The organism is Rhodocytophaga aerolata, from assembly GCF_030503435.1.
Lineage (GTDB): Bacteria > Bacteroidota > Bacteroidia > Cytophagales > 172606-1 > Rhodocytophaga > Rhodocytophaga aerolata.
The window spans coordinates 48041-72641 of the sequence record NZ_JAUKPO010000001.1 but is presented as its reverse complement, the minus strand read 5'-3'; the positions used below and the strand labels follow the sequence as shown (position 1 = coordinate 72641).

The 24601-nt window shown below is 36.9% G+C and carries 18 protein-coding genes; 10 read left to right on the top strand and 8 right to left on the bottom strand.

The window, feature by feature from the left end; all coding sequences use genetic code 11:
* Positions 1 to 205: 205 nt before the first annotated feature.
* The 3 genes from Q0590_RS00265 to Q0590_RS00255 all read right to left on the bottom strand — a co-directional run bounded on the left by Q0590_RS00265 (position 206) and on the right by Q0590_RS00255 (position 1984).
* Complete coding sequence (locus Q0590_RS00265) at positions 206 to 625, bottom strand: hypothetical protein (protein WP_302035462.1); 420 nt, start codon at positions 623 to 625, stop codon at positions 206 to 208.
* 157 nt (positions 626 to 782) lie between these two features.
* A complete protein-coding gene (locus Q0590_RS00260) occupies positions 783 to 1460 on the bottom strand; it encodes a P-loop NTPase family protein (RefSeq protein ID WP_302035461.1) in 678 nt (225 codons plus the stop codon).
* 137 nt (positions 1461 to 1597) lie between these two features.
* Positions 1598 to 1984 (bottom strand): hypothetical protein, encoded by a 387-nt coding sequence (locus Q0590_RS00255; protein ID WP_302035460.1) that lies wholly within the window; start codon positions 1982 to 1984, stop codon positions 1598 to 1600.
* Positions 1985 to 2349: 365 nt separating this feature from the next.
* On the opposite strand from Q0590_RS00255, the gene Q0590_RS00250 reads away from it, so the two are divergent.
* Complete coding sequence (locus tag Q0590_RS00250) at positions 2350 to 2895, top strand: hypothetical protein (RefSeq protein WP_302035459.1); 546 nt, start codon at positions 2350 to 2352, stop codon at positions 2893 to 2895.
* A complete protein-coding gene (locus tag Q0590_RS00245; RefSeq protein WP_302035458.1) occupies positions 2892 to 3869 on the top strand; it encodes a relaxase/mobilization nuclease domain-containing protein in 978 nt (325 codons plus the stop codon). Before Q0590_RS00250 ends, Q0590_RS00245 begins: the two co-directional genes overlap by 4 nt.
* 154 nt (positions 3870 to 4023) lie before the next feature.
* On the opposite strand, the gene Q0590_RS00240 is transcribed toward Q0590_RS00245, so the two are convergent.
* Complete coding sequence (locus Q0590_RS00240) at positions 4024 to 4923, bottom strand: HNH endonuclease (protein ID WP_302035457.1); 900 nt, start codon at positions 4921 to 4923, stop codon at positions 4024 to 4026.
* A gap of 20 nt (positions 4924 to 4943) precedes the next feature.
* Positions 4944 to 5843, bottom strand: coding sequence for an HNH endonuclease (locus Q0590_RS00235; RefSeq protein ID WP_302035456.1), 900 nt, complete (start codon positions 5841 to 5843; stop codon positions 4944 to 4946).
* Between the two features lie 702 nt (positions 5844 to 6545).
* Here Q0590_RS00235 and Q0590_RS00230 point away from each other — a divergent pair.
* Positions 6546 to 6884 (top strand): hypothetical protein, encoded by a 339-nt coding sequence (locus tag Q0590_RS00230; protein ID WP_302035455.1) that lies wholly within the window; start codon positions 6546 to 6548, stop codon positions 6882 to 6884.
* A gap of 33 nt (positions 6885 to 6917) precedes the next feature.
* On the opposite strand, the gene Q0590_RS00225 is transcribed toward Q0590_RS00230, so the two are convergent.
* Together Q0590_RS00225 and Q0590_RS00220 are read right to left on the bottom strand one after the other, a co-directional pair.
* Complete coding sequence (locus Q0590_RS00225; RefSeq protein WP_302035454.1) at positions 6918 to 8873, bottom strand: toprim domain-containing protein; 1956 nt, start codon at positions 8871 to 8873, stop codon at positions 6918 to 6920.
* 88 nt (positions 8874 to 8961) lie between these two features.
* On the bottom strand, positions 8962 to 9822 hold the full coding sequence (locus Q0590_RS00220; protein WP_302035453.1) for a hypothetical protein: 861 nt from the start codon (positions 9820 to 9822) through the stop codon (positions 8962 to 8964).
* A 464-nt stretch (positions 9823 to 10286) separates the two neighbouring features.
* Here Q0590_RS00220 and Q0590_RS00215 point away from each other — a divergent pair, with 464 nt between their 5' ends.
* Together Q0590_RS00215 and Q0590_RS00210 are read left to right on the top strand one after the other, a co-directional pair.
* Entirely contained in the window at positions 10287 to 12383 is a 2097-nt protein-coding gene (locus Q0590_RS00215) for an AAA family ATPase (RefSeq protein ID WP_302035452.1), read from the top strand.
* Between the two features lies 1 nt (position 12384).
* Positions 12385 to 14151, top strand: a complete 1767-nt coding sequence (locus Q0590_RS00210) for a UvrD-helicase domain-containing protein (RefSeq protein WP_302035451.1) — start codon at positions 12385 to 12387, stop codon at positions 14149 to 14151.
* Positions 14152 to 14289: 138 nt separating this feature from the next.
* Here the strand turns inward: Q0590_RS00210 and Q0590_RS00205 are convergent, their stop codons facing one another.
* On the bottom strand, positions 14290 to 16401 hold the full coding sequence (locus Q0590_RS00205; RefSeq protein WP_302035450.1) for a type IV secretory system conjugative DNA transfer family protein: 2112 nt from the start codon (positions 16399 to 16401) through the stop codon (positions 14290 to 14292).
* 349 nt (positions 16402 to 16750) lie between these two features.
* On the opposite strand from Q0590_RS00205, the gene Q0590_RS00200 reads away from it, so the two are divergent.
* The 5 genes from Q0590_RS00200 (at position 16751) to Q0590_RS00180 (ending at position 24531) form a co-directional block, all read left to right on the top strand.
* Entirely contained in the window at positions 16751 to 17071 is a 321-nt protein-coding gene (locus Q0590_RS00200; RefSeq protein WP_302035449.1) for a hypothetical protein, read from the top strand.
* A gap of 327 nt (positions 17072 to 17398) precedes the next feature.
* Complete coding sequence (locus Q0590_RS00195) at positions 17399 to 17917, top strand: hypothetical protein (protein WP_302035448.1); 519 nt, start codon at positions 17399 to 17401, stop codon at positions 17915 to 17917.
* A 339-nt stretch (positions 17918 to 18256) separates the two neighbouring features.
* Positions 18257 to 18568: a hypothetical protein gene (locus Q0590_RS00190; RefSeq protein WP_302035447.1), complete on the top strand. Its 312-nt coding sequence runs from the start codon at positions 18257 to 18259 to the stop codon at positions 18566 to 18568.
* 858 nt (positions 18569 to 19426) lie between these two features.
* Positions 19427 to 23017 carry a clostripain-related cysteine peptidase gene (locus tag Q0590_RS00185; protein WP_302035446.1) on the top strand — a complete coding sequence of 1197 codons (3591 nt, stop codon included), beginning with the start codon at positions 19427 to 19429 and terminating at the stop codon, positions 23015 to 23017.
* A gap of 110 nt (positions 23018 to 23127) precedes the next feature.
* A complete protein-coding gene (locus Q0590_RS00180; RefSeq protein WP_302035445.1) occupies positions 23128 to 24531 on the top strand; it encodes a hypothetical protein in 1404 nt (467 codons plus the stop codon).
* Positions 24532 to 24601 lie beyond the last annotated feature (70 nt).

The window sequence follows — 24601 nt, the reverse complement described above, 5'->3', positions numbered from 1 at the left end:
GTAAGTGTCCGGAAGCGGACAATCCTCTGTTCATTTTCAGCACAGTGATGAAAGCACAGACATAGATTAATAGGTGCTGATACCTAAATTTTGTAATAGTTGTGTAGGCAGTTCTATCTCTTTTAGCTTTGTTTCAACTCAAGCATAACAAGTACTACCGTTTCTCTATAAAGGAATGATATTAGTTATTTTCGTAAGGTGATTCTCATTTTGATGAGTAACTCTCTAGAAATATAAGCGGAATTTCTATACAATTACAGTCTTTTGAGTAAACATAGTTTTTGCCAGCTAGTGAACTTTGTAAATCTTTTGCAGGAAACAAGGTAATTAATCTGATTGCAATTGTATCATTTAGTTTTTTCTCCTGCACAGGCGATTTTTCCAGTAGATAAGATATATGTTCTATATCCTGTTCCTTCTTTTTATCCATACGATTTAGTAGCCAACCTGAAAATGCAAGTATAGAAATAACCACAACTGATACGCCATACTTACCAAATGCAAACCAGAAGGCATTTTTGGAACTGCTGAAATGAAACTGCTTCATTTCTAACTTGCTGATTTTGGCGGCTGTATTTTTTTCAAAATGGGTGATAATCTGCTCTATATTTTCTTTGGTTTTCAAGCTAGTTTCTTCACTTATTTGTGCAGCCCTGTAGGCAACAAGGAACATAGGCAATAATTCATTCTCTACATCAATCTGCAGCCCGTACTGCCCAAGCATTAGGGCACAGAAATTCCTTTTATCTTGCTCAGATAACATACTTTTTTCAGTAATCATGTTAAATAGCTAAGTTTTTAATGGCATTCTGGAAATACATTCTTGAGAATATACTAGCATTGGCTATTCCTTCACCAGACCTCAAAACTTCCCTAATACGGTTCTGTGTACTTTCGTTTTTGTCTTTACTGATGTTGAAAGGAATTACCTCTAGGTTGTGTTTAATTCCATAGTTTTCTAAAGTTTGGCTCTGATCAATGGTGAAATCATAGAATTCATTTTTCATCACTTTTATTTGAAACTGCCCGTTAGCTGATTTTACCAGTAAATCCAGATAAGTCATGGTCTGGGTGAATATATTGGCACCTCCCACTATACTATACAATTGGAGATCAATACCTAATTCTTCTAATACAAGGGGTAAAAATTCATGTACATCTGAAAGGTAGAAAGGTAGTTGTTCTGATATGGAGGCTCCCAAATCACAGATGATCAATTCTGCTTTTGCTCCGCTGATCTGCTCCAGGAAGGCATTAAATAAACCCCGGTCAATGACATTATTGGAATCAAGAAAAGTAATCTGCAATGGCTTTCGGTAAGCAAGTTGCAAGGAAGTCGTTTTAGTGGCATCATCCATATCTAAAATGATGGCTTCCTTGTATTTCTCCGCTAAGAGAAAGGAGAGAATGGATTTTCCGGCACCGCCTTTTGATTGGGTAATGAAGATGAGCTTTTTCATAAAAGATAATTTAGCTGGATAATAGTATTTTTGGTAAAAGTAGTTTAAATTCGACTACTTTTGCAAGGATTATTTTATTAAAATAAGGAAGAGCTACGGGTATGACGATTGTTAAACAGCAGATAAGCCAGTAAAGCCTATATGTTTTTCAGCACTTGTTCAAATGGATTGCTTTTAGGATACTCATCGGCATTCTTGAATTCAAATACTTCGGATGAATGATTGGCTTTGAATTTTTCTTTTCCCTGTAGATGGGATATGAATTTATTGATAGGAGAGGAGTTTATTGGAGCAGCTGCTGTTTTTAACTCTTTATTCTTCTTAGCAATCCGGTGAAAGATCAGGAACACCATGTTCTCTGAAATTGGCAACCCTAATTCCTTTGAAAGTTTGGCAGCAATGAACTTAGCAGTAAATCCTTGAGAAAAGTAGGTGTCTTTGTAAAAGGTATATAGCAGCAAATTGCGTTTTCTCTGATTGGTCTGGAACGCATGAATAATATCTTCTTTAGTTATAATGCTCATAGCAGGTAGTTGATAAAAAGATTATGACAAAATAGTGAAAAGAAAATGACAAATGCATATGATTAGGCGAATAATTGACAAAGTAATGAAAGGATTATGAAAAGCTAGTGAAAGGTTGATTCTTCAGATACATAACAGCATAAAACAAGAACAATTACTTACAATAATTAACATATAGAAGAGATTGTCAGGTGTGAGTTGGGGAAGCAAGCTATGTTTTGCTATCAGCAAAACGTATAATGGCAGGCAATTTACCGCAAGTATGCGGGTTCTATTCGCTCAGGCTCATAGAGGCGGAAAGTAAAAGTGATTTCAAACTTAATAGACTATTTATGAAAGTAGAAGGTCAACTTGATTTAAAAACAATGGCTAAACCAAAAGGTGGCCGCCCTCCCAAGAAGGTATCACAAGTACGCAATAGTAAATATACGATCTTCTTATCTGAACCAGAAGATAAAAAGCTCCGGCAGATGCAGGAAAAAACTGGCAAAAGCCCGGCAGACTTATTCCGGCATGGATTGTTTGATAAGGGCATACGTATTCCCAAAGCACGTCTTGCCCCTTCCCAGTTGATGGAACTGCTAACAGACTTCAAGAAAAAATCAGGATTGATCCAACTGCTGGCGCATAGGGAAAAAGATTTTTCTGCGATAGAAAAAGACTTACTCATGGGCAGCCATCTCTCCTTAAGAAAGTCTATCGAACGGCTGGAGCGGAGTGTATTCCTCAGCTTAGAAAAAGCAGATGGGCTGGAAGAGTTACAACAAGTATTACATCTGATAGAGCAAGTAAAAGATGAATTTAAAGAGAGTAATAAGATGAGTGAACAGCATTTGAGGCAACTAGATGAGCTTTTGGGAAAAGTAAAACAACTCTTACTGCTACACTACCAATTCCTGACACTCGCATGATTGGTAAATTATCCATGGGAGCTGGTGCTGCCGGAGCAATAGACTACTGTTACTATGATAAAAAGGCTACTGACGGCAATGGAGAAAAGATAGTCCGTGGTGAATTGCTATATAGTAATGAACTATTTGTTACTAAGCTGCCAAATACACATTTGCATGTTCAGCATCTTGCTTCGCAGTACAAACAGGTAGCGCAATTGAATACAAGAACTGAAAAGTTTATCTGGCACCAGACCTTTAACTTTCCGCCTGGAGAGAATGTCAGTAATGAGACTATGGTGAAAATCGCCCGTGATTTTGCCAGGGAATTTGGCTTTGAACATAACCAGTATCTGGTATTCCGCCACCGTGATAAACCGCATGAACATTTTCATATAATTGCCAACCGTATCAATGCGAATGGGCAAAATACAGCTACCGACAAGAAGAACTATGAGCGGATACAGCTTTTTTGCAGAGAGATGGAAAAGAAGTATGGGCTAAGTGTCACAGAAAACAAGCAAAAACCCCATGCTCAAAGCAACAGTGTTCAGGCAGATAAATTAAGAAAATTGATAGACACACATCTGCCCGCTTGCCAGACATTAAGCGAATTAAGTATAGCCTTGAAAAAGCAAGGTATTATAGTCTATCTAGGAAGGGGTATCAGCTTCACCGACCGGAATAGCGGTGTTACATTCAAAGGCTCAGCTTTAGGACGCAGCTATAGCCGTAGACAGATTGAAAGTCGCTTAGGAAAAAGTTTGGCACTGCTAGCACCTAACAGTAAGCAAATTACCCCTGGCAATCAATCAAGTGGTAAAAATATGAATCCGGTTATAGAGAGTAAATTCCCTTCTCAAAAGGAGAGCCAGCCTGGCTCAAAAATGATTTCTCAGTACAATAATGCTACTGAAACCAGAAAAGATTTAGCGAAAATAAATGCTTCTTTACAATCAGTGAAAAATAGAAAAGTGAAGAGACGAATAAGGTAATGCTTGTTTATGAATACATAAATGTTTTATTAAAAATAACCTTCGTTCTATATAGCAAGTATTTGTTCTATCGTTTTTAATTAAGTAGTAAAGTAAATGTAATTCTGTTGATAATTACAATCCGATCTATTCGATAAGGTGCTCAATGAAGATGTCAATCATTGATCGTTTTCAGAATTTGCTGCAACGCCGCTTTATGGTGCTTTCTCAATGCATCCCGGTAAACTGACCAGTCTACGCCCTTTTCAATGTCACATATGACCGTTTCAAGGATTTGGCCCTTGGCTTTTAGGTCGATAATAAATTGCTTGTTTGAAAACCTTGGCTCCACGTGAATGAATGTCGTATCAAAACGTTTATCCACCTGATTGACCAAACCATATTTTAAGGTTTTCACTTCTACGCCGTCAACTGTTTTAGCATCGCCTGACATCGAGAATGCCCAATCTGCGCCCATTTCCTTCATCATCGCATGGAAAAATTCGCGTGTCTGGTTTTTCATCATCCGCAACAGGTCGTGCAACATCTTTTTATTTTGGTAGGCTACTTTGCCATTCAATTCATTTTTAATGTTATTTAATTCGTCATCGTTGGAATCCATAATCTCTGGTTTTAGTGCAAATTTTTGTAATTCATAAATGTTCAAAAGATTGCTTTGGATGGCATCTTGCACCTGCGCCAAAAGCTTTGCCTTTTCTGGCTGCTGGTTTAGCCTAATCTCTATTAACTGCGCCGACTTTTTATTTTTCTCGCATTTTTCAAGAATCTTTCGCACAAAGCCCGCTCCTTTATAGACTTTTTTATTCTTTTCTAGGTTGCAATATGAATGCAGCGGAGCCCAATTCTCATAGTCATTGATATTAAATGAATCATTAAGACCGAATTCCTTCTTCAAATCTTCCAGCTTGGCCGAGTCATCCAACAGTACTTCCGGTAGGACATGATCGATGTGAGATGCTATAAAATCCACCGGTTCCTTACACCATGGGCAAATACCATCGAACGCCTTATAAACAGCATATCTCTGGGTAATCTTAAATGGATATTTGGACATAAATGTAAAGTGATCTGGTTTTAACTCAGGGGCTTCATGGCCTCTTTAATGGCCTTGACGAATTCATCGCGTAATGCTTTGGTATAAACCGTCCAGTCGATACCATCTTGCACATTGAAGGTCACCACCCTTTCGACCGATCCGTACCTTAGTATATGAATAATCAGCTGATTATTTACAAATTTCGGCCATATTGTCCTCGTTACCCTCAAGTTAGGGTTGTTGACATTAGCCAAATGGTGTGTAAAAACATTGCGCCTTTCTTCATCCATAGATTCAACGACCGTTTGCGCAGTGATTGTTGGATGCCACTCAGGACCGAGATCACGCGCCATCTTGATTAATACATCGCTCGTATTGCTTCTCACCATCTGCATATACCCTTGCACCATTTTGCGCGCCTGGTGCTCGATGGTTTGATCAAGCTGCTGCCTGATTCTTAGTAGTTCCTCATCAGGTGAATCCATAATATCTGACTTTAGAATAAAGTTTTGCAAATCCTGAATGTTGACAAAGTTTTGCTCTATGGCGGCTTCAACCCTAGTGAGAATTTCAGCTGTCTGTGGTTCCCGGTTCAGCTTCAACTCCAAGCGTTGAGCACGTTCCTTATTGCTCGCGCATTTGTCCAGCAATGTTCTGATTATAGGCGCACCTGAGTAGCTCGTATCGCTTTTCCATTGATTGCAATGAGAGTGCATAGATGCCCAATTTTCATAATCATTGATGTTGAAATTGGCTGGTAACCCGTATCTGGTCAACTCTTCCTGCAGCCTTGCTGGGTCATCCAGCAGGGATTCGGGAAGTACATGATCTACATTGAAACCTAAAAACTGAAGTGGCTGACGACACCATTGGCACACACCGTCAAAAACTTTGTAAACAGCAAATCGTTGATTGGTGCTAAAACGATACTTGGACATAGGGGGAATTTGCAGTTTCTCTATCAAAAAATATGCCTCGGCAAATCAGGCTACAATCCGCTCTCTTTTAAGGAGCTGAGGCTTTCAGCTTCTCATTCAATGCGTTTCGCAAGACAGTTCGATACACTTGTCGGTCAATGCCTCTTCTAAAGTATCTAATATTTAATATATTGTATCCTGAGAATGGGATGCTTGAGATATCTGTGAGCTATTGTTTGTTATCTGACTTTAGTAACAGCTATCTGAGTAAGTTTAACTACGCATAACCCTGAGGACATACACCAGGACATATGTGTCTCCAAATTGAATTAAAGAATGAAACCATTTTCTTGTCAGGCGATCTTTATCATTTCAATGAGCAGAGACAATTTAAAAGGGTGCCCAAATTCAATACTGATGTACAAATGACACTCAAATCAATGGAGAAATTTGAGAAACTGGTCAATCAAAAGAAAGCAAAAGTTATAATCCAGCATGAGCGCACTCAATATGCTCAATTACCGGTTTATCCGAACTATTTGGAATGACGCCACCTAACATTGTATAAAGGGCATTACAACGCCCTTTATACTTACCATTATATTTAAAAATATTTATGAAATAAGTTTTTATATTTAGGATTACCTAATTTGTTTGACTTTTGCCAAGCAAATTAGGTATATGGAAGAGAAAATTAGTTATTAGAAGTACTAATAAAATAGAATGAAAGGTGACAATAAACATCAACCTATAAACAAACAGACTACGAAGGATAAAGCTCAACCAATGCAACTCTTCACCTTAGATTCTCTTATAAAAGATGCTCTGAAAGGAGATACCAAACTGTCACTTACCCAATTCCGGGAGTTATGCAGTATTCCGAAAGTTACCTGGTATAGGAGGATGCAAGAGCCGGAGAAATTTTCTGTGGAAGAAATTAAGGCAATGGCTGATGTTATGGTCCGGCTGGCACATTTGTCCAATAAACCGGTCACTGTCACCCCTGCACTCGTACTGGAGGCTATTCTAAACCAGATAAAGTTGAAGGAGGAAAAGCAATAGAGAGTATTGCCTTTCCCTATCATTCTCCTGCTCTTATCTCATTTTCATCCGAAGGCCAGGTTTAGCAGGAGCCTGCTTCTGTGAAGAAAGCTCTTTGCCAGCAGATAGATGTTCTTCCTTATGATTTGTCTTATAAGGCTGTGGTTGAGTAGAAGCGTGATTAGATTTATTTATACCACCCATATGTGGATCGGCTGAGAGATTTCTAGAATTATTGTCTTTTTCAGGTAGTACCTGCTGATCAGATTCCTTTCTATGGCCTCTATCCGAACTAGCTTTTTTCTCTTCCGGTGTATTCATCATCCTGGGTAAACTACCTGGAATACCTCCAAAAAGTGCATCAAAGGCATTGTTAGAATAAGCAGAAAGTTGTTGCAAAAGATTTTTTGCCCCTGTTTTTATATAGGCTGGAATCTCACCCAGATCATGCTTAATTTTCTTTCCCTCCAGTTTTTCTGCCTGTAAATCCTCATTGAAATCTTTATTAACGGGTTTCACTACTTTCATTACCTCATCCCTTTCTCCTGCATTAATTATCTTTGCCAGCTCCTTCTGTGCCGCTGCCAATAGATGATCATTTTTCGGAAAAGCAACCGTGATTTCTGAGCCTGTTCCTGGAGAGCTATTTAAGGCAGTGATACGTGCCGGTGGCTCTTGTCCTTTTGGCGCAGAATTATTAATAGATTCCATAATTTTAGTAGCTACTTCTTCCATTCGTTTCGGTTCTTTGGCTCCAAAAATTTTCAGGTGATATTCTCCAAGATGAGACTTCTGTTCGGTTGAGGAAGTAATTGTATTATCTTCTTTTTTAGGTGCTACTTCCACCAGTCGGGCCATAAACAGGTTTTGTGCCGGAGTAGCTGGATGCTGTATTGCACCCATCAGGTTCATATTAAATCGAACACCATTCTTTTCATTGTCATTGGCCAGTACTACCTGGTCTGGCCGTATCCTTTGGACGAGTTCATTGATATAAGCTGTTTGTTTATCTGATGGATTGCCACCGGTACTCAAATACATTCTCGTTTCACCAGGTTTAGGAGGGGAGAGCTGGTGAAAAGACATGGCATCAATGGGACTCTCGGTAAGCACCATTCTGTTTACCTTCAGCGGCTCTAATGCGGTTGTCAGCCAGGTAAGTGCTTTTCCCCACACCTCTACTTTATTGTAAGGAAGTTCTTTGTCTTTCCTTGTAGGGTCCAGAAAGTAAAACTGATAACGTCCGGGCTTTTCGGGACTAGCTACCAGGGTTCCTTCTGTTCCTTTAGGCAACATGATCTTCTTTTCTCCTAGACCTATGATTATATCACGGTTTAAGGTAAGTGGAGGGTTGGAAAGCCAGAGAGCATCTCTGCGCTCCCCGGCTGGAAATCCTTTAAAGCTGCCATTGCGAATAATCATAGATGTAATTCCATGGTCGTTTCTCATCGGGAAAACGGTGTTATTGACCTCAATCGTTTTCTCCTCTTTGGCATTCCAACCTAGTGAGTTTAGCGCCTGTTTAAAAAACTCAGGACGAAAGATGGTGCCTAAGGTTAATCCACGGGATTGCAGATACTGGGGTTGGTTTAATGAATTCCTGAGGCTATATTTTTCTTTTAGTTCCTTTGACTGTATTTCGGCAAGGGTTTTATCATCCGTTTTAGTATCTTTCTTCTCATCGTTTTTCTTTGCATCCACAGATAATGGTGCAGGCGGCATCCCGTTAAAGTGATTATGTATAAACTTACTGACTTCCCGTGGATCATTGTTGTATTGCCATTTAAGAAGTTCAATCACATCTCCTTTTTTATCGGTGCCGTGGTTAATGAAAATAGCTTTAGAGCCAGGATTAGGATATACCGTTATTTTTTCTTCTTCCCTTTCGAATGTCTGGCTTCTGGCACTTCCCACTAATCCTTTTTTAGGATTATGCCGAAAACCTAATTCATTCAAAACCTTGTAAGGGTCCATATTATGGGCCGCTTCTTTCCAATCAATTGTATACATAAAATTCTGGTTGAAGGTGGATAATGTTTATGAGGGATGCTGTCAAATGAGCAAAGAAAGAACTATTAGCTTTTACTATGCAGCCTGTTTATGGCTGTTCAAGCAGTTTAGATTGTACTATAGCCTGTAGATGCGGAAATAAGTGAAGCCTTTCAAATGGATAAAATACTATCTGCAGGCATGTGAAAAGTCCAAGTTGTAAGGGAAAAATAGAATCAATAATTTTTAATGCTTTCTCAGATTGTTCCTTCGTCCAGAATTGGTTCTGTACCCATTTTTCTATCCCTAATGGCTGATACTTTATCACCTCCATCAATTCTTTAAAAAGCTTATTTTGTATAGAAACTGATAAGGTCAATGTATCCCAAAGTTCATTCTGTTTCTGTTCAAACACTGATGACTGAGCACTATCTACCACACGCTTGATGATGAAAAAGGGAGCAGCCTGTTTTGAGGCCTCTTGCTGATAAAGCGTAAGTGGAATAGGAGGGAGGTAATTTGCATAAGGCATAAGTTTTAGATGAATAAAATGAGAATCTGTTAACTGGGGATGAATGAGCAAAACCAAAGGTTGTGCTAGTCCTGCCGGCTGAATCTGAACCTTAACCGGTATGAGTGAAGAAAGGGAAAGTAGTGTACCGCTGTATATAAGCTCTGATATAGAAATACTTAATAGCTGAAGATTCTGTAAACTTTCGGGCTCAAATTGCATGAACAAACACTTTATTTCTTCATCCTGGGCAAGTATTTCAATCCCTTCTATGCTTTTATACTTCTCTAAAAAATCATTACCCTGTGTGGGCGTTGTGATACACATACCTTGATCATCTCCAATATAATTGGAACTGGTATCTTCATTTAAGAAGTCAATTTCTTCTTGTTGCAGCCCTGAAGAAGAATTTAGGTTTTCTGCCTTTTCAGGAAAAAAGGATTGAGTATTTTCTTCCATAGTTTTTTCTTATAAATATAGTCGTATTACGACTACTTTTACAAGAAATTTCTTTCAATATTAATTGGACGATACTAATTACATGATAAGAAAGCCAACTTTACAGATACTCCCAGATACTAATCATTGCTTTAACAGGCTACATTTGAAAAATAAAAGCATGTGTGTTGCAAGAGTAAACAGTAAAATCAAGCGGGAGATCCAAAAGCATTGGGGGAGTAGTAGCATAAAATAATACGCTAAGTATATCAGCTATGTAAACCTTTATGTGTATGCAATAAATACCTATAAATAGGTATTGTACGAGTCTAATATTGATATGATATTGTGGTACAAAAACGTATTAAATCAATTTCCTTAGCTTAATAAAAAATACATTAAATTAACAAACTGAATGCGTTAGTAAGGCAAGCCAATTTATCAGTGTAGCAATTACTAATGAAATTTTTTGCTCTTTAATATCTATGTATATTTCCAGTATCCACATTAAAAACTATCGCAGTTTTTCTTCTCATGAAATTTTATTTTCGCCTGGCTTAAATATCTTAATTGGACATAATAATGCAGGAAAGACAAATGTTTTAAAGGCTCTTCACCTTATATTTGAAAGAAAAAAAAGGAATCGCCCCTCTATAGAAGACTTTAATTCTCAATTCACCGACTTTTCATTTCCTCCAACAATTCAAATTTCAGTTACTATACAAGAGCATGAAGATGAGTCAGAAGATAAAAATGTAGTTTTTGACTGGCTCATCCAGGAAGAAAAGCCTTATATGGCAAGGTTAACGTATTTATTTGCTCTGCCTGTTAAACATTTAAATGATTACACAAGTGAAATCCAAACATATAAAAAACCAGATGGCACCTATCAAACCAATGAATGCTTCAAGCTCATCGAAAAGAAATATTTGCCTAAATATGTTGCCAATATTTATGGAGGAGATTTAAGCAAACAAGAAAAAGCAGATGAAGAGCTTCTAAGCAGATTTGATTTTCAATTTTTGGATGCTATTCGTGATCCTGAAAGTCATTTATATTATAAAAATGGTTCTATACTCAGAGAAGTTCTAAACTATTTTCTTGATTATGAACTTACCGAGGGTAAAGATTTTGAACAACTTGAGCCAAGTCAGAAAAGAGAGCTTTTTCAACGAGAAAAAGAGTTTAACCAAAAATCAAATTCTCTTTTACAGCATCTTATCGATCGAATTTCTAAAGATCAGATAAAAGCATATTCCCAAGCTACTGGTGCCCAAAAAGGAGGCGTACCTGATTTCGACGCCCATATGTCAGAATTAGAAATAATGTCTGCGCTGCGGTTAATTATTAAAAAACATGGCTTGAATTTGCCATTAACTAATAATGGATTAGGCTATAACAACCTTTTATACATATCTCTCATATTAGCAAAAATGCAAATGGAGCGTTCAAGCTTTATGGGCGATAATGCTAAAATATTTCCTATACTGGCTATTGAAGAGCCTGAAGCCCATTTACATCCCTCTATGCAGTATAAGTTTTTAAAATTTCTTAATCAGAACCTTCATGATCAAAAACAAGCAAGACAAGCATTCATTACTACCCATTCCACTCAAATAACAGCTGCGGTAGATTTAGATTCAATTATTTGCTTATATGAGGATTGTGAAAGAAATCAACGTGTGGCTTATCCTGCAAAAGCATTTCCTCTGACTCCAGAAGGAAAAGATTCAAAAATATTTGTAAAAAGATTCTTAGATGCCACTAAATCAAATATGCTTTTTGCAGACAAAGTTATACTAGTTGAAGGATTAGCGGAACAACTTCTATTACCTTGTTTTGCTGCCTATTTAGACAAAGAAGAAACGCTTATTGATGATCATGTTTCAATTGTAAGTGTTGATAGTCGTACCTTTAAACACTTCTTACAACTATTTGCTTTCGATGCTCGAACAAATCCCGTTGCCCTTTATCGAAAAGTAGTTTGTGTTACAGATGCTGATCCATTAAAAAGAAGAAAAGCACTACCAGGAAATGACAGAGCGTACTGGAAGAGTTGTTATCCCTGTGAACTTAACATAAATAATACACAATTTGACTATCAAGAGTTAGCTTCTCATGCTATAAGTTTAAAGGAGTTTGCTGATTTATTTTTAAATATTCATGTATGTACTCCCATAGCAGGAAAAGGTAAGACATTAGAATACGAACTAGCATATTATAATCCATCTTGCCAATTACTACTAACAGAAAGCCTACCAAGCAGAGGTAAAAACACAAGGGATGCTTTTGAAATATTAATGAGTGAATATAAGAAAGGAACATCTTCTATTAATGACTTATTAGCCCTGTCTGAGAATGAACCATTGAAAACAATAATACAAATGAGTAAATGGGATGAAGATCAAAAAAAAAGAGCTTTTATTGCATCATTATATCATCAGGTATTAGAAGATTCAAAAGGCGAACATGCATTCCTTTTGGAAAAACAATTAAGAGAAAATCTGAGCTTACAAGGAGCAAAAATATGCTTCATTATACCTCCTTATATTCAAGAAGCTATACAGTTTATAACTCAATAATATGATTGATATAAACTCACTTCCGAATGTATCTCAATTGCAATCAATAGAATCTCATTTTCGGGTATTCGCCGGGCCAGGCTCTGGTAAAACGAAATGGTTAATTGAGCATTTACATCGACTTTTAAAAGAGTCAAAGAGACTTGGTTTAACTAAAAAGATTGCATGTATTACATATACTAGTGTCGCAGCAGATGAAATCCAGTCTCGTCTAAAAGGTGATAAAAATAGGGTTGATGTCTCAACCATACACAGCTTTTTATACTTCAATGTTATTAAACCATTTGCCCACTTAATTGAAAAAGATAAAAATGGAGATCCATTATTTAATATAGCAGAGCTCAACGGTCATCAGGAGAATATTCCGCATAGTGACAAAATTCGAAGATGGCAAAAAACACTTGAAGAGTTAAATAATAAAAGTTATAATCATTTTAATTATCCTGATAATGCTCTTAAAATAAGAAAGACACTTGCGAAAATTGATTATTTTCTTAATGAAGGAAAAATTGAGGTAGGCTTTCGTAACGGTAATAAAGCTGGTGTTCCTCGAGAGAATGGAGTGCTTTGGGAATACAAAAAAAAATATTGGTCAGAAGGAATTTTGCATCATGAGGACGTATTATTTTTTACATGGTATATTTTAACAAAGTCACCACGTGTTGTTGAGTTCATTCGTAGTAAATATCCTTATTTGTTTATTGACGAATTTCAAGATACAACGTCCTTACAAACTTGGTTTGTCTACAAATTAGCACAGAAAGAAACCAAAGTAGGAGTTATTGGTGATGTTGCTCAATCAATTTACAAATTTGCAGGCGCAAAGCTGCCCGATTTTGAGAACTTTCTTCTACCGGGAATGAATAGTTATAAACTTGAATATAATTATCGATCTACACCTAATATTGTTCATTTTTTAAATAGACTTAGAACTGATATTAGACAAATTCCTTTCCAGACTACCTCACAGGAACCGGTTAGAATTTTGGTAGGAACAATACACGCAGCTATACAGTGGCTTGAGAAAAGTCAATATTTAGATACTGTTATTTTAACACAAAAGAATCGAGATGTTGAACTCATCAAACAAGCTCATTCAAGTACTGATATGAGTTTGTTGCATCAGTTTTATGCTGATGAGTCTGACCCAAAAAGGGCTCAATTAGTTCATCAGGTTTTGGCAGGATCTAATTACTATAAGAAGAAGAATCGAAAAGAGGCACTTAATTCAGTGATTAGGCCACTAAAGAAAAGTTGTTCTAAATTACCAAAACTTACTCTTAGAAGAGAAGCCATTATGATTCTTGGAAATTTAGAAAATGAAACAATTCAATCATTAACCCTTTTTGATTATTACAATAACATTTATCAATACTTTGATAAAAAGTATCAGATAAAAATAGGAGCAAAATTTAAAGGAGGTAAAGGTGAAAAATTTTATCAAAAAAACACAGTTAGAACCTTGCAATCTTGTATTGCAGTAGATACAAGATCTGAAGAAAAAATCAGAACAATTCATAGCTCAAAGGGAACGGAGTTTACTAATGTCTTGGTGCATTTGTCTACCAACATACAATTTATGAATTATGTAATAGATTGCTCTACAAGATTATCTAATCCATCTGATGAAGCACGAATGTTTTATGTGGCTTTTAGTCGGGCAAAGCAACGCTTGTTTATAAATATTCCTATTGGAAGTGAACAACTCAAGCAAAATCTTCTACAGAACTGGCAACTTGAGTACATTGATCTCTCTACTGATTGTTAGATCATTTGGCAGTAAGCTGATTGGAGAAATAGTATACAAAGTTTTTCTAGTTGAGTAAAATTAAAACTAGTGAATTGAACTATTTCTTCCATTCATTTTGAAAAAATTAAATAATCAAAACAAATCTTTAGGAAAAATCTAGTTAGGTGATTTTTGAAATCCTTGTCGTAAATGTTCAGGTAATCGCTCCATTTCCCTCGTGAGCAACAGATCTACTTCACCTTTGATTCTTTCAAGATTATTGAAAATTATCTTTGTTTTAAAAGCTTCGATTGAAGTATTTTGTTCTGTTGGAATGTCTTTCTTTATTTTCTCAAAGTCGTACACTACCGGCATATCCGGTAAGGGGTTGCCACTAGGTCTCACTAGCAGTTTAGCATGAAACATCTTGGTTGTAATTTGGGCACCAGTATCATCGGCTACTGAACCTACCATCCATCCCTGGCTTAAAGCCGAAATTTTGCTTGCCGGAATTACCTCCTGTAACTGAGTGCTCCTGTTGATGGTCGTATCATTTCTGCTTTGGGTAATGGATTCTTTCATCTGGTTGGTCTTGCCAAAACGTTTGCTGAGTCCCTCTGCACTATTTCCAGTCACCTGACCTGCAAACAGATTTCCGATGATCCCCTCTATTACTTTGGCTTCCTTAGTGCCATAATCCCTTTCCAACTGGCTAAAATCCTGAATTCCTAAAAAAGTAGCTACCTTATTGGATCTGGCTGTGGCTATGAGCTGATCTAATCCTTTAAAGTAAAGTGTGGGCAACTCATCGATAAATAAAGCACTCTTGAGCTTATTCTTCTTATTGATTAAGGTAATTAACCTGGCATTATATAAAGAAAGCGCCGCTCCATAGATGCCCTGCCGCTGAGGATTATTTCCGATGCACACAATCTTGGGATGCGTTGGATCATTTATATCTAAGGTGAAATCATTTCCCGACATCACCCAGTAGAGGGTAGGGGATACCAGCCGGGCCATTCCATTGCGGGCAGAAGCAATCTGTCCTTCCAGTTGCTCCATAGCCCCATTGCGGAAAGCATCTGCAAACATGCGGGCATAGTTCTCAATTTCCGGATAATTCAGCAGCACAGGAAAAATCTTATCATATTCCCTGTTGGCAAATTCAATCACATGAGGGAATGTGCAAACAGTGGGAGGGGGTAGAGGTTTCGCAGTTCCGTTAGTTGAATTCCACATCCCAATTGCTTGCTCATATTCCAGCTTCTGCCTTTCATCGATCCGCTTCAATACCCAGATTACAGCTGTTACAAAATTGATAGCTGAGTCCACAAAGAAATCACCCTGTTTTTGTATCCAGGTGCGGTTGAGATTAAACATAATCGTTTGAGCAGATTCATAGGCATCTATTATATCGGTCATCAGCTCAGGCAGCAAAGGATTACAGCGGTGACTGCGTTCTACATCATCAAAGTTGATGACATAAAACTTCGGCGGAACCTGATACTGTCCTTTGTTTTGAAGCAAGGCTTGCAGCGCTACCTTAGATAAATCCGGAAATTTAATGTCGTACACCATTGCCGTATAGCCCTTAGCTATGCACTGCTCAATAGCTGGAACTAAAACGGAAAATGTTTTTCCTGATCCCGGAATACCTAATACCATCACACCTCGAAAAGGATTTACAATATTGAGCCATCCATTCCTGAGTTTTCCTTTCAGCTGGTAGCATGTGGGAATGTTTACCGAGTTTTCAGTTTTGAGCAATCGCTCTTCCTGAGGGAAACTTTCATTGTCTTCATTGAATAAATCATTTTGCAGACTATGGCTAAAAATTCTGTTGTAATGCGTGGCTCCTTTGGCTACTATAATTTGCCCTATAAAATGAACCATAATATAACCTATGACGAAGATAGAGTTTTTGAATAATGAAGGCACAAACCAAAGCGCACAAGCGGTGGAAGTCATAAGCAGTAATCCTATTATCAAGGTGTTTCTTACTTGCTCTGCAGTGATGCTCGTACTCTTGACTCCTCTGGTGCCTAGTCCATAGAAAGTAGTACCTACTAGTATTATTACTGAGATATACCATGGATTAATTAGCCAGGATACTTTTTCAAGGAGGAAAAGATAGGTGTTTTTTAGCGGCTCAAATAGCTCAAAAGGAATGTAATAAGTTATATGAATAAAAATCAATACGAAATAATGTAGTAAAGTAACCAACACGGATGCTAGTAAATACCAATACTGCTGAAGGGTTAAGGATTCTCTTTCCTGATTAGAGAGCATGATATATAAAGTTTAGAGGATAATAATAGTAGTCGAATATAAGCTACTTTATGCTAACTTTCAAAGTTATATTCCCTGATTTTTCTTGAAAGCCAGTAGTGACAGAAGGAAGTGAATTGATCAAAAACAAAACAAGAGATTGTGTGATCTTTGGCTAAAAGAGTAATTTATTGGTATAAAGAGGATTAAGGGTGATTTTAGAACTGATGAAAATTTTTTCTCTCTAAAAGATTGGATTTTATGATAAAAAAGTAGTTGATTTACGACTACTTTTAAGATTCGCTATTAACTTTCATTTCAAGAGAGCACATAGTATCTCAATTATATAAACCGTTAAAAATATCTCACTATGTCAGACCAGCTAGAAGCAAAACTGAATCAACTGATCGAGTTGCAGGCAGAAACCCTAAAGACACAGAAAGCAAGTTTACTTACTCACATAGAATTTGCTAAGCGTACAGGACTGGAACCGCATGTCATTGTTCAAAAATGTTTAAAGATGCAATTAGCCCACAGGAAGGAGGGAAGGGTACTGCTGATTCCTTATACAGAACTAGAACGATGGCTGAAAGAAGCCGAAGAACAACGGTTAGAAGATGAAAAATTTAAAACACGCCGAAACCGCTTGATGCTACAGGCGAAAGAGAGTGATGCTAGAGTAGAGGCATAAATGTAGCAAGTCAAACAATAAAAAATGCCAGCAATTCCCCAATCACTGGCATTTGATTTTTGCAAGATATCAAAAAGCAATGTGGCAACATTGTTTGTAAATGACTAAACCTAAGATTCGAAAGATGTGATTCTTAGATCATACTGGATTTTTTATATCCAAAGGCAGCCTTTTGACTAATTGGATATGAAAGAAACAGCCGTTTACAAGCCATTTTGATATAGACAAATGTAATTGTTTGATAATAAATATTCAAGAGAAAAATGAGTTTTCTACAATTTTCTTCAGATCACTATTATATGTTAAACCACAATAAACTTTAAACAAATGGCCAAAAAACAATTAATTCCCCTACAAACGCAAATAAAAAAAATTGACTTATGGCAATCACAGAAAGCCGCTTTCCTTAAAATTAAAACCTATAATAAAGGCAAAAGCTATGGAGAAACCGTCACGACTTCTCAAATCACAACTATCAACAAAATACTGGAGGATTATATATCCAAGTTCAGACATCATAGCGCTTCCAAAGCAAAGCTCTATATCACCATGGGCAATCTGGCAGAGCTTGCCGGATGCTGTGTGAAAACTGCCTATAATCACCTGTTGCGCCTGATGCAAGCGGGCTTAGTAAAAAAGAAACTAACCGCCCATTGTTTCGATGGTAAAACCCTTACCCCTTGTATAGAAATTGAAATAGGTAGGGACATTGTAAAATTCACTGAATTTACCTCTACCCCCTATGTGAATAACCCGGTGGATAGAGGCAAAAAGACAAAGTTTATCGCACCTCCTATAAGTTCTGCAAATATGGCCTTTTATAAAGCAGGAGGGCATATTACTTAATAGTCTTACTTTTTGTCTATGGTAAAAGTTACCGACACTTTCTTTTAAGAGAGTTTTAAACGAAAGTTTAAAATGAAAGAGCTGTGGATTATGTGGATAACTTTTTAAAGTATAAAATAAATCAAAGGGAAAAAGAAAAATATAACCAAGCAGCTTTTGCAGAATAAAGAACAAATCTGAAAAATATAAAAGAAAGTTACGAAGCCGGGGCAGTTGTCAGGAGTATGATCTCAACATAATATCCCTTGCTAATGCCTTGCCATAAATACAAGATTCCAGTTACACCCTTTTGTACGGCTGGATTTTAAATTAATCTACAACAGTATATAATTACTTAAGATGAAGAAAAAATTGCCACCTAAAGATATAACCGGTTCCAGATACAAAACAATTATTTATTTTTTTAACGATCCGGCCCAAACCACTACCAGAAAACAAGATTTCTATTCCAAATTCATTGGGCAAAAGGAACCAGTGAATGGATTTGAGTACTGGCGCAACAGGATTTATTGGTACATTGAACATTCAGAGTTCGGGATCAAGTGGGCAGCTATCTATGATAATAAAAATGTAAATCGAGAAAAAGAACCTATTCTCACTATTTTAGGTAATGGTGTTGAAACAGCCAACAAGGTACTTATCGCTACTTGAGTTCAAGAATGGTAGGACTAAGATAGTAACTCCAAGCTGATATATCTGAAGAAAACAGGGGCAGAAAATAACCATGCTTCCTTTAATTACAAAAAGAAAAGTAATTTGTTTGAATTTTCGCTAAGCTTAAGGCAGTTAAATAAATTTCCCTTTTTCTTTACTCATAAATTTTCTGACTTCTTAGTAGGCTACATTGATTATCAGTTGTCGAGTTTTTTATTGTATGGTTTTGTATCATAAAATCAGTCTCAAAAACAATAAAAGCCTAGACAATGTTGAGATGGCAATATAAGACACATTTTATAGCACTTTATAGATAAATTTACCCCTCTTTGTTATACCCAAAATATGGTGGTTTAATAAGATAATGTGCATGTTGTCCCATCCTAAAAAGTATGGTTAAAATTTAATATCAGCAAGTAAAATTATTGCATCAGTAAGACACCTTTTGTGGAGCAGTCCTAGTTTCTAAATGTCCACTTCTGAGCATAATATAGTAAGACTACCCCCTACGGCTTTCCTTCAAGTCCTTACCTAAGCTGCTTAATGTGAAACCCGAGCTTAGAATATAAATTTAATTTAGACCAAATATACCTATAAGTAGGTATTTACTTTCTCCATATATTTTCCTTCCTTGTCACTACTTAAAAGCAATTTTAAAAGGTTTTAGTAGTCAAGTAGACAATCGAAGAATCATAATTGTGTAGCTCATCCACCCTAAATTTCTACTTTAGGCCTGTCATGTTTTTGGGAGGAGCTCACAACAATAGTTTTTATACTTTTATGCAGTTCTAATTCTGGGAAGTTGACATAGACTTCTCCTAAACAATATATTTCTAAATAATAAACCTTTCCGATATGAGATTCTTTATCACGGCTATTTTTTTCTTTGTTTTCACCTTTCAATTGTCAGCACAAAAAGATTGGACCATTATGGTCTATGTCGCAGCAGACAATAATCTAGATCCTTACGCCGAACTCGATCTTATTGAAATGCTGAAACCAAAACTTCCTGACAATATCAATCTCTTGGTGCAGCTAGACAAATCCAATAACACAGACTGGGCCGACTGGATAACATGCCGGAGGTTTGAAATCGAAAATGGTTTAAAGTATAAAACAGAATATCTTGAGGACATCGGGGAAATAAATACTGGCGACCCGAAAGAGCTTACAAAATTCATAGACTGGTCGGTAGCTAAGTTTCCTGCAAAGAAATATGGCCTGATCATCTGGAACCATGGGGATGGCTGGCGCAAACAGAATTTTGTTGAGGAAAAAAGGCCCGACCCTATTTTTAAGGCAATTGCATCCGACGATAATGGCGGTGATAAATTATATATGCATGAGGTATCGGAAGCGTTGAAAAAATGTAAAAGCAACTTTAAACAAAATAAACTGGAATTTATTGGTTTTGATGCCTGCCTCATGTCGATGCTCGAGGTCTGGTATGAGGTAAAAGATTTCGCTAAGTATGGTGTTGGTTCCGAGGATCTTGAGCCCGGCCTAGGATGGCCTTACGATAAACTGGTCGAATCTTTGTCAAAACCGGAATTTAACGACACAAAAAAACTCGTTCAGTCACTGGTAAAAAATTACGGTAATTACTATATCGACAATTCCGATAAATTTCAATATACACAAAGTTCTATTGATCTCTCTCAGGTTTCAAAATTTGCCACAGATCTTTCTGCATTAAGTATCTGTTTATTGAAATATCCGGAAATAATTAAAGTAGCAAGACAAAACTGTAACACTCCTTATGGCTACCAGAAAGAAGATGCATGGCCAAATGGAATCGATTTAAAGAAATTTCTCCTTGAATATAAAACCAACAGCAACGATGAACAATTGAACACATCTATTGCTGAATTGTTGAAACTATTTGACAAACTAGTGCTGAATAATGTCAGCGACAAAGTGAACAAGGATAAACGTGGCAGTTATGGTCTAGCTATCTATTTTCCTGAATCAGTTCAAATATTCAAACTGGACCCTGACGGCTCTGCTTATTCAAAGAACAACACAGATAATCCTGTCGCCTTTGTCAAAAATGAAAAATGGGTTGACTTCCTAAATGCATATTATAAATCCAGCGGCAAAGACCGTGTCGGCCAACAACTTACTTCTCCACTCAATCCAGAACCTTCTGATGCTGAAATAGCATTATATAAAAAGATACAATCTGCATATTCAGGTAAACATTCTGCCCAAAGCGAAAAATTATCTACTCTATTGCTTGATTTTAAGGAATCATTTCACCAAGACACTTTAAATTTTGTAAAATCTCTATCCAATGTTTTATTGCCCTTCTTCGAAACCCAAGAATATGGCCTGGTTGACACCTATGAGTTGCAGCCGATGATAAATGCGCTTGAAAGCAGTTTAAATACTTCTTATCTCCGCAAGTTTACTGGCTACCTAATGGGTATGTATTTGTGGGTAGATGAGCAAAACAGCAATGGTGAACTGAATCCACCTGCTTATGGTATATTGAGCGTTATAGGGGAACTCACCTGGCCACTTGAAAAGGATCCAATTAATCATATGCTTCTGAACATGATGCTAGCCGATAATTATGCAAGATTGCAAAGATTTTGGCTCGGTGACAATCGCCAGGTGCGCACTGCACTTAACTCAGAAATTACGGAAGCAGATGACAAGGAGGATTACGACAGAGACAGGTGTTATTTAAGAGCTAAGCACTATTACGACCGCAGCCTGGATTTTATAAATTCTCTTTCACCTGGAGATGCACGCGTTCCGGCCTTAAAATTCTTTACATATTATGGACTTACGAAGCTATCTTCTAATTATTTCTTTCTTCATGACAGCACTTTGTATTATATAAAACAGCTTGAATCTGTTATTCCTGATTTCTTGAAGATAGAACCTGTACAAAATAGTGAGTACCTGTCCATATACCAGATGAAAATTAATGCATTATATGCTGATAAAAATTACATAGCTATTCAAAATATTGCCTCGGAATATTATAAATACATTGAGATCGAAAAACCTTCTGATAAAATATTATTAAGTAATGGAGTAATGGATTTGGAAGAGGCAGGGTCCGCCTCCGAACTTTTCCCGAATGCCAGGTTGATTGCCTCCCCTGCACTGGAAAATAATGATGTAAAAGCATTAAATCGAATTGTTTCTGTTCTATTTAAACAAAGAAAAACGGTTAATCCTTATGCCTTCATTGAGGCTTTCGAGCATAAAAGATGGATCGAAAGTCCCCTGAATAGCCAAGTCGTAGGCATGCCGCAGGAATCGAAAATACTCAGGTTGGTAAGCGATCTTTCGGCAATTACCAAGTTTGAATATGACCGGGTACAGAGCCGCGAAATATTGCCATTTGAAATTGATACAAACAAAGTTGCCAACAAAAATTATGTCTATTTTCATTTTTCCTATGCCGACCGCGCCATGTATGTATTGATGAAAAGTGATAGCAAATACAGCGTAGACACCATAGCATATTCCGAAGCCTTTGATTTTAATTATCAGCGCGAACGTAGCATGGAGAAGCAATACGAGCTTGCTCGGGAAACCAGGATATATAATGTGATAGATAATTTTTTTGTGTCTGCTAAATCCAAAGAAATAATCGTCATTCCAGATCATTTTTTATTTCAAATACCGCTTGATGGCATGTCTGACGGACGCGGAAATTACCTCGTTGATAAATATGCATTCACTTATACGTTCAATTTACGAAAAGCTACTTATCACCCATTTTCAATGATTAATAAACGTATGCTCTGCATTTCTTCTCCAAAATCCTTTACTACCATATTTCCCTATTTACAAAATGGATTAGGAGAAAGCGAGGCTATCAAAGAAAATCTCGATAACCAATTAAAACTCGACATTATCTCAGGGGAAAGCGCCACTGATATCTCTATAAATAACAAAATCAAAAATTACGATATCCTCCATTTTGCGACACATTCATATTTCACCGCTCAGCGCCCATTTGCATCCGGAATTGTTTTAAGTAAAACTACTGAGCCCATTGATTCCGGAGGTTCTTTTGGCTCAGCCCAATCCACTAGTAACACTTCATTAGATAATTCTAAAAGTTCAGCCTCTTCATCTTATTCTGATGGTATTATTACAGCATATGAATTACTCAATGCATTAAAAGGCTCTGATCCCATTTCACTCGTCACTTTGAGCAGCTGCGAAAGCGCCAATGGCACCTTAGTAAGCAACGGCTCGCTTGGCTTAACTTATACACTTTTACAATGTAACGTCTCCAATGTTATTAGTTCAGTTTTAAAAGTAAATGATGCTGTGGGTAAATCCTTCATGACAAAATTCTATAACCAGCTCAGCATCGGAAAAGATCTTGTTTCCAGCCTTCACGAATCCAAACTCTCCATAAAAAAACAATATCCTTCACGCTTATTTTGGAACACGTTCAACCTCTATGTTCCATGAAAATAAAATTAAAAAATCTATTACAATCAGTTACTTGTTATCTGCATTTCCACAAATTGTAAAAGAGGTTGATTCTTAGTTATTCCTTTAATAATCAAACAACTTAACTTATGAGCAAATTTATTCTAGTATTAATTATTACTCTACTTTCTAAAACATTAGTGTTTTCGCAAACTGCAGGCGATGTGCTGGAAAGGGGTATAAAACTAAAAAATGAAGAAGAAATTATTATACGGTTTGTGAATGACAAATTTGCGTATGACAGAGGTAGTGAGAAGATTCGCTTCATTGACTTGGCAGATTCTATTTTTCTAGCACCTGGATCTGCAGTAAAGATCTATTTGCATCCATTAAACCCTCTCAAATATGCTCACACTACTAGTAACAAAGTAATTATCGATCAAATAGATGAGCAGGCAGGGAAGGCTCTGGGATCAATTTTTGACCTACTAGAAATAGTGATGCCTACTACTAACCCCGCCGATGCAGCTGCTGGAGCAGCCCCTGATTGTGATGACCAGATAAACACTTTAAAGGCGGCTATAAAGGCATTACAAGACTCATTAGCGATAACTAAAAAAGAAGAAATAAACGGACTATTTGCGCAACTTGAAAGCCTTTCCTTCGATCAAGAAAGTGCTACGATTTCGTCTTTACAAACCATAGAAAAGAGCATTGAGCCTATTAAAAGCCATTTTACTAAAATTGATGCGTCTATTGTTAAACTAAAACAAGACATAAATAAATTATCTTGTCAAGAATACGATATGTTTATTACTAAGTATGTTTATAATAGTTTGGCTAAAGAGATGACCGAGTTGAAGAATCAACTCTACAAAAGAGTAACTAATTTAGAAAAGACGTATAAGTTGGTGAAAGAGGTACAGGAGCAAGCTAGTGGCGAATCGGGAAAGCCAAAGTGGACTATTGCTTTGCCTGAAGTACCTTCTACAGTTGGCAAAGTATCAGTTTATACAATTACGATCAATGAATCAGGATATCACCTCGAAAACGGTGAAATTGTAGAATCTTTGATAAAGGAAAAGGCAAAGCGTAATTTACGCATCAGAAGATTTGGTCGTTTTATTCCTGAGGTTTCTGCAGGAACTGCTTTCACTTTTCTGAAGTTCCCTAAATACGGCACAGAAACTGATTCTTTAGGTGTGCTGCGCGTGGCTAGTGCAGGAGAAGAGATTTTCCGGAGGATTAATTTTACAACTATGATTAATCTTAACTACTTCATCAATAATTCATCTGTGCATCCCTTTTGGCAAATTGGAATAGGTGTGAATTCAGATTTCCCCACATTTTTTACCGGCGTAGGCCTTAGGCTAAATTTTCCACCTTTAAGAAGATTGGCTGTAGCAGCTGGCTATGCTTCTACTTTTATCCAAACCTTAAAAACCCTGGAAGTAGGACATGAGGTTTCAGGCACTGCAGAACTAGAAAAAGATCTTTCCTATGAATTCCAATTCCCTCTTAGACCGTATGTAGGGGTTCAGTTTAATTTTTAAACCACAATAAATTTAACCTAGGCCAGAAATGTAATATTACATTTCTGGCCTAGGTTAAATTTATAATAGT

What these genes read in the sequence shown, in the direction of transcription:
- Q0590_RS00195 (WP_302035448.1), top strand. Translation starts at nt 17,399, where the DNA reads ATGGCCAAAAAACAATTAATTCCCCTACAAACGCAAATAAAAAAAATT.
- Q0590_RS00245 (WP_302035458.1), top strand. Translation starts at nt 2,892, where the DNA reads ATGATTGGTAAATTATCCATGGGAGCTGGTGCTGCCGGAGCAATAGAC.
- Q0590_RS00240 (WP_302035457.1), bottom strand. Translation starts at nt 4,923, where the DNA reads ATGTCCAAATATCCATTTAAGATTACCCAGAGATATGCTGTTTATAAG.
- Q0590_RS00250 (WP_302035459.1), top strand. Translation starts at nt 2,350, where the DNA reads ATGGCTAAACCAAAAGGTGGCCGCCCTCCCAAGAAGGTATCACAAGTA.
- Q0590_RS00220 (WP_302035453.1), bottom strand. Translation starts at nt 9,822, where the DNA reads ATGGAAGAAAATACTCAATCCTTTTTTCCTGAAAAGGCAGAAAACCTA.
- Q0590_RS00215 (WP_302035452.1), top strand. Translation starts at nt 10,287, where the DNA reads ATGTATATTTCCAGTATCCACATTAAAAACTATCGCAGTTTTTCTTCT.
- Q0590_RS00255 (WP_302035460.1), bottom strand. Translation starts at nt 1,984, where the DNA reads ATGAGCATTATAACTAAAGAAGATATTATTCATGCGTTCCAGACCAAT.
- Q0590_RS00260 (WP_302035461.1), bottom strand. Translation starts at nt 1,460, where the DNA reads ATGAAAAAGCTCATCTTCATTACCCAATCAAAAGGCGGTGCCGGAAAA.
- Q0590_RS00235 (WP_302035456.1), bottom strand. Translation starts at nt 5,843, where the DNA reads ATGTCCAAGTATCGTTTTAGCACCAATCAACGATTTGCTGTTTACAAA.
- Q0590_RS00210 (WP_302035451.1), top strand. Translation starts at nt 12,385, where the DNA reads ATGATTGATATAAACTCACTTCCGAATGTATCTCAATTGCAATCAATA.
- Q0590_RS00230 (WP_302035455.1), top strand. Translation starts at nt 6,546, where the DNA reads ATGAAAGGTGACAATAAACATCAACCTATAAACAAACAGACTACGAAG.
- Q0590_RS00225 (WP_302035454.1), bottom strand. Translation starts at nt 8,873, where the DNA reads ATGTATACAATTGATTGGAAAGAAGCGGCCCATAATATGGACCCTTAC.
- Q0590_RS00185 (WP_302035446.1), top strand. Translation starts at nt 19,427, where the DNA reads ATGAGATTCTTTATCACGGCTATTTTTTTCTTTGTTTTCACCTTTCAA.
- Q0590_RS00200 (WP_302035449.1), top strand. Translation starts at nt 16,751, where the DNA reads ATGTCAGACCAGCTAGAAGCAAAACTGAATCAACTGATCGAGTTGCAG.
- Q0590_RS00205 (WP_302035450.1), bottom strand. Translation starts at nt 16,401, where the DNA reads ATGCTCTCTAATCAGGAAAGAGAATCCTTAACCCTTCAGCAGTATTGG.
- Q0590_RS00190 (WP_302035447.1), top strand. Translation starts at nt 18,257, where the DNA reads ATGAAGAAAAAATTGCCACCTAAAGATATAACCGGTTCCAGATACAAA.
- Q0590_RS00180 (WP_302035445.1), top strand. Translation starts at nt 23,128, where the DNA reads ATGAGCAAATTTATTCTAGTATTAATTATTACTCTACTTTCTAAAACA.